Raw genomic sequence first — 12,585 nt, 5'->3', positions numbered from 1 at the left:
TTGGAACCCCTAAATGTAGTTTTTTTTCACTTTGTTGTAAGTAAATTTTACATATTGGTTTTTATTTGTCGCTTATTTTTAACAAAAAAAATAGCCAGCATCGTGCTGACTATTTATTATTATTCTTATTATTACCAATAAAAATTAGTGCGCTTGATCCCAGTTATCACCGTAACCAGTATCTGCGATAAGCGGTACATCCAGCGTCGCTGCTTGTTCCATTAATGCTTTAACTGATGCAGTTACCGCTTCAAGTGCTGATTCTTTCACTTCAAACACTAATTCATCGTGTACTTGCATTAATAAACGCACATCGCCTTCCGGTTGTTGTTGCACCCAACCATCAACCGCAATCATCGCCAACTTGATGATATCAGCTGCGGTTCCTTGCATTGGCGCATTGATTGCTGCACGCTCCGCTGCTTTTCGACGTAAACCATTACGTGATTTAATGTCTGGTAGATATAAGCGACGACCAAAGAGCGTTTCAACATAACCTTGCTCTGAAGCCGCATTACGCGTGCTTTCCATGTATTCTAAAACACCTGGATAACGCTCAAAATACACATTCATGTAGTTTTGTGCTTCATTACGTCCCATATCTAGCTGCTTCGCCAAACCAAATGCACTCATGCCATAGATCAAACCGAAGTTGATCGCTTTAGCACGGCGACGTTGCTCACTACTTACCTGCTCAATATCTAAGCCAAGGATTTCAGCGGCCGTTGCGGCGTGGATATCTTTACCATGACGGAAAGCATCTAATAATGCTTTATCACCGGATAAATGCGCCATAATACGTAATTCAATTTGAGAGTAATCGACCGCTAAGATCTTATACCCGCTTTGTGCGACAAACGCTTGGCGAATACGACGACCTTCTTCATTACGTACTGGAATATTCTGCAAATTTGGATCGCTTGATGATAGACGTCCGGTTGCAGTCACGGCTTGATGGTAAGAAGTATGCACTCGACCCGTTGCAGGATTCACCATCTTAGGCAACTTATCGGTGTAAGTAGATTTCAGTTTTGCAAGTCCACGATATTCTAAGAGTAACTTAGGCAGTGGGTAATCAAGCGCCAGCTCTTGCAATACTTCTTCATTGGTTGACGGTGTACCAGATGGCGTTTTCTTTAAAACAGGTAATCCCATTTTTTCAAATAGGATCGCTTGAAGCTGTTTTGGCGAGCTTAAATTAAATTCTTGCTCCGCAATTTCAAACGCTTTTTTCTCAATTTCATCAAGTCGAGCAGCGATCTCTGTTGATTGTGCGCCAAGCAACATACTGTCGACATAAACACCCGTACGCTCCATACGTGAAAGTACTGGCACTAATGGCATTTCGATAGTTTCAAAGACATGCTTAAGTTTGTCGTCAGCTTCTACTTTAGGATACAACGTATTGTGCAAACGCAAAGTAATGTCAGCATCTTCAGCAGCATAAGGGCCCGCTTGCTCTAAATCGATTTGATTGAACGTTAGCTGCTTTTTACCTTTACCTGCAACTTCTTCAAAGCTGATATTCTTATGCTCTAAATAACGTAGGGCAAGGCTATCCATATCATGACGCCCAACAACGCTATTAAATACATAAGATTCAAGCATGGTATCGAACACAATACCCTGCATTTCAATGCCATAACGAGCAACAATACTGGCATCAAACTTAAGGTTTTGGCCAATTTTCGCTTGTTTTGGATCTTCAAGTAACGGTTTTAACTGCTCAAGTACCCAATCACGGTCAAGCTGCGCTGGCGCATCAAGATAATCGTGAGCCACAGGGACGTAAGCCGCTTTACCTTCTTCAATCGCAAAAGACACACCGACGACATTCGCCGTCATGTAATCTAAACCATCGGTTTCGGTATCAAAGGCAAACGCCTCTGCCGCTTTTAATTGTTCAAGCCATGTTGCAAAACTTTCTTTATCTAAAACCGTTTCATACCCACTACGATCAATCGTTGGTGCAACGACTTTTTTTTCAGCTGGCACATCACCTGATTTTTCGTCAGCAACAATACGGCCATCACTTCCATCAAGCATTTCAGTTAACCAACGACGGAACTGTAACTTACCAAACAGCTCGGTGAGAGCATCTGTATCTGGCACACCTTTACGCAGTTCATCAGGTGTTACATCTAGCTCAACATCCAATTTAATGGTGGCAAGCTTATATGACATGTAAGCCGCTTCTTTATTATCAATCAGCTTTTTCGCCATGGTTTTTGAACCACGGAAACCGAGAGCGGCAATATCATCTAAATTATCGTATAAGGCATCTAACCCACCGATACCGGTAAGCAATGCTTTTGCTGTTTTCTCACCAACCCCAGGCACACCTGGAATGTTATCCACTTTATCGCCCATCAGAGCAAGGTAGTCGATGATCAATTCAGGACCAATCCCAAACTTATCCACAACACCAGCGGGATCCATCACAACATCAGTCATGGTATTGATCAAAGTAACATTTTGATCCACCAGCTGCGCCATATCTTTATCACCTGTACTGATAAGTACTGGCATACCTTGTTGTGATGCTTGTGTGGATAACGTGCCAATCACATCATCAGCTTCAACCCCAGAGATCGCGATCAATGGTAGCCCCATCGCTTTGATCACCGCATGCAATGGTTCGATCTGACTGCGAAGATCGTCCGGCATCGGTGGACGATTGGCTTTATATTCAGGATACATATCATCACGGAAGGTTTTCCCTTTCGCATCAAAGATCACTGCGATATGTTCGGTTGAAAATTGACGTAACATGCTACGTAGCATGTTTACAACACCATAAATTGCGCCCGTCGGCTCACCGTCAGAATTAGTGAAATTCGGTGCAGCATGGTAAGCGCGATAAAGGTAAGAGGATCCATCAATCAGGATCAATGGATTTTCTGGAATAGTTGCCATAGGGTTATTCTTATATCCAAGCGTTTGTCGTTCAGGTTAGTAGCTCTATTATCGACCATATTAGGCGTTGAGCGACAGGAAAAATGCAATAACCATAGAATGCCACGCCCTGTCGCAAGTGTTAACCAATGTTTTATTCTATTCTCACTTTTTCTGTGGATAACTTTGTTAGTATTTAATTTACGCCAGTTGATCGTTTTTTGGGTAATTTGATAAATAAGAAACTATTACAAACACAATCAACAACTTAACTATGAACCTTAATTTCGATCCTCGATCCCTATTTGATCATTAATTGTGGAAAACCTCATAGTGATAAAGCCAAATTCGGTAATAACATCATAAAAATCAGACGATTTGTTTAGTATCAAAACCAAAAATAACTAAATTGCGGTAATTTTAGCCGCTTATACACTATTTAATGGCAGAGATACCTATCAGTGAAAATTTATCTTCGATAAAAAACTAAAGCATAGAAAGTTGATCTCTTTTTTATCTTAATAGTGATCAATAAAGACGCTTCGATCGTGGCACAGTAAAATCACACATAAAGACTATGCCATCGTGAATGCAATAGAAAAAAATAAACGGCTTAACGATAACGGATCAATGGAAGATAAGAATAGACTAGACAGATCTTAAAAAAGAAAAAGCGACGCTACGATGAGTAGCGTCGCTCAGCAGAAGTGGTGTTCGGTTATTAGCCCTACACTAATAACACGCAACCGGAGCTGTAGTACACTGGAAGCAATGTGAGCAATGTCGTGCCATCAAGACGATATGATTATGTTCCATCCCTATCGCCTGAGTGCATGTTAATAATAACCATTCTCACTTGAGATGCAAGTATTTTATTGAGAATAATTGTCATTTGACACGATATTTTTTAACCAGTGTCTTCACTGTATAAAAAAACCGATCTTAGGATCGGTTTCTTCTTTAACCCTTATCACTAGTAACAAAACTATTGATTAGTCTTTGCCGCCACTAACGTTTGCGGTGGTAACGTTGTCAGCTTATCAATTAAGTAATTAAGTAATACGCCATAAATAGGCACAAATAGTCCGAGACTAATAATTAACTTAAAGCTGTAATCCACCAACGCAATTTCCGTCCAATTTGCTGCCATAAACGGATCGGGACTGTGGTAAAACGCAATACCAAAGAACGCAATGGTATCAATCGCATTACCAAAAATAGTGGAGGCCGTTGGGGCTATCCACCATTGTTTTAATTGGCGTAGGCGGTTGAATACCGACACATCTAAAATTTGCCCTAGCAAGTAAGCCATAAAACTGGCAATCGCAATACGAGCAACAAACAGATTAAATTCCGTTAAATGTCCTAGCCCTTGGTATTCGCCTTGGAAGAACAAGACCGATAATAAATACGATACGAGCAGTGCAGGCATCATGACACGGAAAATAATTTTACGCGCCATTCCAGCCCCAAAAATACGCACGGTAAGATCGGTAGCTAAAAAGATAAACGGAAAAGTAAACGCTCCCCAGGTGGTGTGATAACCAAATACGGTAAAAGGTAACTGCACTAAATAGTTACTCGATGCAATTACGAGTAAATGAAATAGCACTAAATAACCTAGGGCTTTACGTTGCTGTTGTGGAGTAAAAGAGGGTGAAGCTATAGCATTAGATTGAGATAAAGCAGTCGTCATGTGAGACCTTTTTGTCAATGGGGGGAGGGAACCCAAACATACTTTGCTGCCAGCGTTTTATCGCCAACAACGACCAGGTCGGCGATTATACAGAAACCAGCTTGCTTGCCTAGCTTTTGATCTTACCAGCGAGATTAATTTAATAAGCTCGCAATAAAAGTGAGTGTTTCTTCATCGTCATCACTCATGGCTTCAAGCCATAACGCACCGCTGTAATGCTCACCTTTTAACAGCAAACGACAACCTTCAAAATCAATCAACCAAATATGTAGATCTGCATTACTTTCTTTCTCTACCATCTTAGCATCAATGGCGAGTAAGAAAGATTCTGCGATCGTATCAAAACTATCGAAATCAAATGCCGGGCTTTTAATCGATAAAAAACGTGCGTCGCGTTCAAACTGACGAATACCGAATACGTGACTTATTACTGCTGTCATCATGACTCCTATTTATTGCTTTAAATAGCGGGCTTCAATCCTTGTTATCCCTTGATGTAACCAAGTGTTAATTAGCATTACAAAGGTTAAGGTTGCTCTAGTATTCCACTTATCATCGTGGTCTTATTGGGCTGCTGCTAGAGTACGTTATCGCGAGTCCCGTCGCATAACCTAGCAGCTCGGTGAAATGAATATTCCACCAAAAATACGCAAGCTGTTTTGTCGTGACCAAACACCCTATTAAGGCTGTTTCTTTAACGCATTCTAGCCGGGCTTACCATGAGCCCGGTTTTTTTATATCTATACTCAACTTGCTAGATTCGATATTTTAATGCGGCTCTTCAATTGCCAATAAATGATCACGGATCAAGCCTAAAAAAACCTCTCCGTATTTTTCTAGTTTACGCTGACCCACCCCGTTCACCGCAAGAAAGTCGCCATTTGACGTCGGTAATCGCTCTGCCATTTCCATTAAGCTGGCATCGTTAAACACCACATAAGGCGGTAGATCTTCTTCATCAGCAATCGCTTTTCGCAATTTACGTAACTTGGCAAACAATTTTTTATCGTACTGGCGATTCGCGAGTTTATTCACTTTCATGTTACGGGCAATATTATCCAGTCGCGGAACTGCAAGTTCTAAACCAATCTCAGCACGTAATAGTGGGCGGGCTTTTTCTGTTAATTGCAGTACGGAATTACGGCTAATATTCTGGGTTAAGTACCCCAAATGAATTAACTGGCGTAATACACTCACCCAATATTCATGGCTGTATTCACGCCCAATACCATAAGTACTTAATTTATCATGTCCATGCTCGCGGATTCGTTGGTTTTGCATCCCACGAAGCACTTCAACGATATAGGTAATACCGAAACTTTGGTTAACACGGTAGACACAAGACAAGGCTTTTTGCGCGACTTCGACCGCATTAAAACGCTGCGGTGGATCTAAACACACATCGCAATTACCACATGCCTCATCACGGTGCTCACCAAAGTAATGCAACAATACCTGACGACGACAAGTTTGTGCTTCAGCAAACGCGCCCATCGCATGCAGTTTATGACGCTCGACGTCCTTTTGCTGCCCTTCTTCTTTTTCATCTAAACAACGGCGAAGCCAGGCTAAATCTGAAGGATCGTATAACATTACCGCTTCAGCAGGTAAACCATCACGCCCTGCTCGACCTGTTTCTTGGTAATAAGATTCAATGTTACGAGGAATATCAAAATGCACGACATAACGCACATTGGGTTTATTGATCCCCATACCAAAGGCAACAGTGGCAACCACGATATGAATATCATCCCGTTGAAACGCCTCTTGAACATTGGCTCGCTCAACATGATCTAACCCCGCATGATAGGCCTCTGCACGTATGCCTTTATCTCGCAGTTTTTCACTGATCTGTTCTACTTTCTTACGACTATTGCAATAAATAATGCCGCACTGCCCACGCATACCTTCAACATAGCGAATAATTTGTGTTAACGGTTTATGTTTTTCCCACAAAATATAACGAATATTCGGGCGATCAAAACTGCCTAGATACTCATGAGGACTCTGCAATCCTAGGCGGCTAACAATATCATGGCGGGTTGTTTCATCTGCCGTGGCAGTTAATGCCATTATCGGTAGGTTTTCAAACGACTGCTTCAATCGTCCGAGAGCGGCATATTCTGGTCTAAAATCATGTCCCCATTGGGAGATACAATGCGCTTCATCAACCGCGACCATCGCCAGCGGTACGTCACGTAAACGATCAATAAAATCATACGTTAATACGCGCTCTGGCGAGACATAGACTAGCTTTACAGTCGCATCTTTCATCGCATCAAACACGGCGAGGATCTCATCACGTTCCATCGTCGAATTGATATAGGCGGCAGCAACACCATTGGCTTTAAGTTGATCGACCTGATCTTTCATCAATGAAATAAGCGGTGAAATAACCAGCGTGATCCCTTCTTTTAATAAGGCAGGGATCTGATAACACAATGACTTACCACCACCCGTTGGCATAATCACCAAGCAATCTTCGTCACGATTGACGGCATCAATCACATCCAGTTGACCTACACGAAATTGCTGATAACCGAAAATTTCCTGTAAAACAGACTCGCTCGTAGATGCTGATAATGCAGAACTGGGTCCATGATGGCAGACGGATGACATGATAAGTCTCTTGGCTAAACGGGGCGTTCATTCTATACCTAAAGCCCCCTTTGATGCGAGGTAGTAACTTGGCTATCAATTAAAAACTCGATGCTCTGGTTTTCCATCATCTTTTCAGCAATAAAATAAATACTGGTATATCAAGCGATCTTGTTTATATACTGCTATAGAATAAAAGTTAACCAATGTTAGATTTGGAGTTTCATGGAAGATAACAACAATCTCGCTAAGCGTGGGATCATTCTCGCTATTTCTGCCTATACCATGTGGGGAATAGCGCCGATCTACTTCAAATCCATTACCAGCGTTCCTCCGCTCGAAATACTGAGTCATCGCGTGATTTGGTCGTTCTTCTTCCTTGCACTCATTATTGCATTCAGCCGCCAGTGGGTGCGTGTCAAAGCCGTTCTCACTCAACCGAAAACGCTTTTCCTACTCACAATATCTGCGTTACTTGTCGGTTGTAATTGGCTTATTTTCATCTGGGCGGTCAATAACAATCATCTTTTAGATGCCAGTTTAGGCTACTACATTAATCCACTGTTAAATGTGCTACTCGGCATGTTGTTACTGGGTGAGAGGTTACGTCGCTTACAGTGGGCAGCAGTTTTAATCGCTGCGATCGGTGTTATTGCCGAGCTCATTCAATTTGGGTCATTACCTTGGATTGCCTTTGCACTTGCGACCAGCTTTGGGTTTTATGGCCTATTACGAAAAAAAATCAATATTGATGCTCAAACTGGCTTATTTATTGAAACCTTTGTGTTGTTACCGTTAGCCGCTATTTATCTCTTTTTTATCAGTAGCAGCCCAACGGCTAACCTGACGGATAATTCCTTCAATCTCAATTTACTGTTAGTCGCTGCCGGTATTGTCACTACCTTGCCTTTACTGTGTTTTACCGGTGCCGCAACGAAATTAAAGCTGTCTACCTTAGGTTTTCTACAATATATCGGCCCTAGTTTGATGTTCATATTAGCGACTTTTATTTATCAAGAGCCGTTTAAATTAGAACATGGCATTACCTTTGGCTGTATTTGGTTGGCGCTGTTGTTATTTAGTATTGATGGGATCCGATCTCATCAACAATCATCGAATAATAAAAATTAGCGACGAGCTTGTTTGCTTTTAGATAATCATTCGACATGTATGATAGAACTCTCATTTTTATTATCTAACTCAAGCAAATAAAAGTATAAAATAGCGTCCAGTTAACGACATTACTCCACTTATAAGGATTGAAGATGCCAAGGTTCACCTCCGCTACAGCCTTTTTATTGAGTGTTTGTTGTTTTTCATTTCCAGCATTAGCCAATGAAGTTCAACAAGCCTCTGATCACATTGAACCTGAGCCGAGTACTAACCAACAATCACAACCGTTGGTTTCAGGTAAAGAGTGGATGATCGCCACGGCCAATCCTTATGCCAGTCAAGCAGGAGCTGATATTTTACGTCAGGGTGGCAGTGCTGTTGATGCAATGATCACCGCGCAACTAATATTAGGCTTAGTTGAGCCACAATCATCAGGGATCGGTGGTGGTGGATTTTTGGTGTATTGGGATAATGACAATAACCAAATGACGACATTTGATGGTCGAGAAACAGCCCCTTTTGCTGTGACTCCCCGTTTGTTTCAAGACAATCAAGGTCAGCCGCTAAAATTCTATGATGCCGTTGTCGGTGGACGATCTGTCGGTACACCGGGTACGATTAAACTGCTATGGCGTAGTCATCAGCAATACGGAAAATTGCCATGGAAAACGCTGTTTCTTCCTGCGATCAAATTAGCCAAAGAAGGGTTCATCGTCAGCCCTCGGCTTGCTGCAATGGTTGAGAACGATGCAGAAAATCTTCGTCGCTACCCTACGACTAAAGCCTACTTTTTTGACTCACAAGGCAAACCACTTCAAGCAGGAAGTAAGTTAGTTAATAACGCTTATTCAAATACCTTACGTCAAATTGCTGATTATGGCCCAAGAGCCTTTTATCAAGGCGATATTGCACGAGATATTGTTAATACCGTCCAAAACGCAGAAGGTAATCCTGGGGTATTAAACACGATGGATCTCGCCAGCTACAGCGTTAAACAACGTGAGCCTATTTGTGCCCCCTACCGTCAATATCAAATTTGTGGAATGGGGCCACCCAGCTCTGGCGCATTAACCTTGGGGCAAATATTGGCCATGCTCAATCATTATCCCTTGGATAAGCTCGGTGCCGATAACGTCAAAAGTTGGCAGTTAATTGGTGATGCCTCGCGTTTAGCTTTTGCTGATCGCGGTCGCTATATGGCAGACAGTGATTATGTGCCAATGCCTGTTCGTGGCTTACTCGATCCGAACTACCTTGCCGAGCGTGCTAAATTACTCGAGGGAAATAAAGCATTACCCCAAGTAAAACCGGGAATGCCACCTTGGAATCATGCCAATAACCGCGCCAGTGATGAAGCGATCGAACTGCCTTCCACCAGCCATTTATCGATTGTAGATAAAGAAGGTAATGTGGTCTCACTCACCTCGACGATTGAAAACAGTTTTGGTTCACGGTTAATGGTCAGGGGATTTCTACTCAATAATGAATTAACGGACTTTTCATTCCGCAGCCAAATTGAGGGAGTTCCTGTTGCTAACCGAATAGAGCCAGGTAAACGACCTCGCTCGTCAATGACACCCACGATTGTGATGAAAAACAACCAGCCAGTGCTAACCATCGGCTCACCCGGAGGAAGTCAGATCATTGGTTATCTTGCAAAAACCTTAGTCGCGTATATTGATTGGGGGATGGATTTACAACAAGCGATCAACTTACCGAATATGAATAATCGCTTCGGTACCTTTGAACTTGAAAAAAACACGCCCGCGGCAGAGTGGGCGCCAAAGCTTGAGAAGCTGGGCTATAAAATCCAAATCAAAGATCTGAATTCAGGTATTCAAGCGATAAGTATTGCGCCAAATCAGCTTATTGGGGCAGCCGATCCTCGTCGAGAAGGTAAAGTGATCAGCCAATAACCGCGTGCTAATACACCGATAAAAACAAAAAGCCCAGCACTCAAAAGATGATTGCTGGGCTTTATTGTTACAATTAAAAACGCATACTATTACATTGGTGTAAGCTTGGCGTACTGAGTCACCAACCACTTAATGCCTTCACCATTAAACGCCACCTGCACACGGCTTTGCGCGCCACTGCCTTCAAAGTTAATGATGGTGCCTTCACCAAATTTTGGATGTTCAACACGCTGACCTAGGTTAAAACCTGTCTCATTAAAGTTGTTATTCACCTGTGTTTGGCTAAAACGACCACTGCTTGCCGGACGTGACACTTGCGCTTTCATGCGGACTTCTTCGACGAACTGGTCGGGAATTTCGCGGATAAAGCGTGAAGGTTTGTGGAAGTTATCTTTACCGTATAAACGACGCATTTCAGCATACGTGATATACAGTTTTTGCATTGCACGGGTCATCCCCACGTAACACAAACGACGCTCTTCTTCTAAACGTCCCACTTCCTCTGTGGTACGTGAGCTAGGGAACATCCCCTCTTCTACACCCACCATAAATACTACCGGGAATTCTAGACCTTTAGCACTGTGCATCGTCATCAGCTGCACCGCATCTTCAAAGTCATCCGCCTGACCATCACCGGCTTCTAATGCCGCATGGGCTAAGAAGGCCGCCAGTGGCGTCATGCTTTCTGCTTCTTCTGGGATTTCAAACTGGCGAGTTGCTGTGACCAATTCTTCTAAGTTTTCAATACGCGCTTGGGCTTTTTCGCCTTTTTCTTGCTCGTACATTGCACGTAAACCGGAATGTCGAATGACTTCATCGGTCTGCTGATACATTGGCAAATCAGCGGTATCGTCTTCAAGCGCATTAATCAGCTCGATAAAACGGCGTAATGAATTCGCCGCACGACCTGCTAAAACTTGCTCTTCAAGCAAGGCAATACTCGATTGCCACATGGTTAAACCACGATCGCGAGCAGCTAAACGAATCGTCTCTAACGTGCGATCGCCCAAACCACGCGTCGGGGTATTTACCACACGCTCAAACGAGGCATCATCATTACGATTGGAGATTAAACGCATGTAAGACAACGCATCTTTTATCTCTTGGCGCTCGAAGAATCGCATACCACCGTAGATACGGTACGGCAGTCCAGCTTGAATTAATGCTTCTTCTAATACCCGTGATTGGGCGTTACTACGGTACAAGAAAGCCGTTTCGTTGAGGCTGCCACCTTGATCGCGCCATTCTTTGATTTTCCCCACCGCAAAACGCGCTTCATCGAGTTCGTTAAACGCAGAATAGAGCGAAATCGGCTCACCTTCACCACCGTCAGTCCAAAGTTTCTTGCCCATACGTTCGTTGTTATTGGCAATCAACTCATTGGCAGCATTTAGAATATTGCCGGTCGAACGGTAGTTTTGTTCAAGGAAAATCGACGACGCATCTTTAAATTCATTTAAGAAACGCTGAATATTTTCAATTTTTGCCCCTCGCCAACCATAAATAGACTGGTCGTCATCACCTACGATCATCACATGGCAATCAGGTCCCGCCATTAAGCGTAACCACGCAAACTGAATGCTGTTGGTATCTTGGAACTCGTCAACCAGAATGTGCTTAAAGCGTGCTTGGTAATGTTCACGGATATGCTTGTTATCGCGCAATAACTCATAAGATCGCAGCAATAGTTCAGCAAAATCGACCATACCCGCACGATCGCACGCTTCTTGGTAAGCGGTGTAAATACGCAACCAAGTTTGTTCTACAGGATCGCTATAGGTTTCAACGTGTTTAGGACGTAAGCCTTCATCTTTCTTGGCATTGATATACCAAGCAGCCTGACGAGCGGGCCAATGCTTTTCATCTAGATTCTGCGCTTTGATCAAGCGACGCAATAAACGCATCTGATCATCAGAATCCAAAATATTAAAATCTTCCGGCAAACGCGCATCAAGGTAATGAGCACGCAGCATGCGGTGACATAGTCCGTGGAAAGTACCATTCCACATCCCCGCACTTGAGCCGTGCATTAACTCATTAATACGCCCACGCATTTCTGCGGCCGCTTTGTTGGTAAAGGTCACCGACATAATCGAATACGGTGATGCTTGCTCTACCGATAACAACCAAGCAATGCGATGAACCAGCACTCGTGTCTTACCACTACCGGCGCCAGCCAGTACGAGGTGGTTACCCAACGGCGCTGCCACCGCTTCTCTTTGTTTATCATTGAGCCCGTCTAATAGGAGTGAAACGTCCATCGCTATCTACTGGTTATTTATACAATGGTGATGATTATAACAGCACGAAAAAAGATTGCCTCGATATCTTCATCTTTCCTTGGTGCAGAAAATTGTTTTAATTTTA

At 43.0% G+C, this 12,585-nt stretch carries 7 protein-coding genes; 2 read left to right on the top strand and 5 right to left on the bottom strand.

The annotated features are described in order from the left end of the window. Positions 1-144: 144 nt before the first annotated feature. The 4 genes from polA to recQ all read right to left on the bottom strand — a co-directional run bounded on the left by polA (position 145) and on the right by recQ (position 7,210). Complete coding sequence (polA, locus tag C9J41_RS16665) at positions 145-2,916, bottom strand: DNA polymerase I (protein WP_107261172.1); 2,772 nt, start codon at positions 2,914-2,916, stop codon at positions 145-147. A gap of 964 nt (positions 2,917-3,880) precedes the next feature. Then, on the bottom strand, positions 3,881-4,591 hold the full coding sequence (locus tag C9J41_RS16660; RefSeq protein ID WP_107207796.1) for a 7-cyano-7-deazaguanine/7-aminomethyl-7-deazaguanine transporter: 711 nt from the start codon (positions 4,589-4,591) through the stop codon (positions 3,881-3,883). A 134-nt stretch (positions 4,592-4,725) separates the two neighbouring features. Beyond that, positions 4,726-5,031, bottom strand: coding sequence for a DUF3630 family protein (locus C9J41_RS16655; protein WP_107247542.1), 306 nt, complete (start codon positions 5,029-5,031; stop codon positions 4,726-4,728). 328 nt (positions 5,032-5,359) lie between these two features. Beyond that, positions 5,360-7,210, bottom strand: a complete 1,851-nt coding sequence (recQ, locus tag C9J41_RS16650) for an ATP-dependent DNA helicase RecQ (RefSeq protein ID WP_107294803.1) — start codon at positions 7,208-7,210, stop codon at positions 5,360-5,362. Between the two features lie 204 nt (positions 7,211-7,414). Between recQ and rarD the strand changes: the two genes are divergently transcribed. Together rarD and ggt are read left to right on the top strand one after the other, a co-directional pair. After that, positions 7,415-8,320 (top strand): EamA family transporter RarD, encoded by a 906-nt coding sequence (rarD, locus tag C9J41_RS16645; RefSeq protein ID WP_107291118.1) that lies wholly within the window; start codon positions 7,415-7,417, stop codon positions 8,318-8,320. 134 nt (positions 8,321-8,454) lie between these two features. Further along, complete coding sequence (ggt, locus tag C9J41_RS16640; protein WP_107291119.1) at positions 8,455-10,218, top strand: gamma-glutamyltransferase; 1,764 nt, start codon at positions 8,455-8,457, stop codon at positions 10,216-10,218. Between the two features lie 89 nt (positions 10,219-10,307). Here the strand turns inward: ggt and uvrD are convergent, their stop codons facing one another. Further along, positions 10,308-12,479: a DNA helicase II gene (gene uvrD, locus C9J41_RS16635; RefSeq protein WP_107207801.1), complete on the bottom strand. Its 2,172-nt coding sequence runs from the start codon at positions 12,477-12,479 to the stop codon at positions 10,308-10,310. Positions 12,480-12,585: the final 106 nt, after the last annotated feature.

The organism is Photobacterium sp. GB-50 (genome assembly GCF_003026755.1).
Classification (GTDB): Bacteria; Pseudomonadota; Gammaproteobacteria; order Enterobacterales; family Vibrionaceae; genus Photobacterium.
The sequence above is the reverse complement of the archived record's forward strand: the minus strand, read 5'-3'. Positions and strand labels throughout refer to the sequence as shown.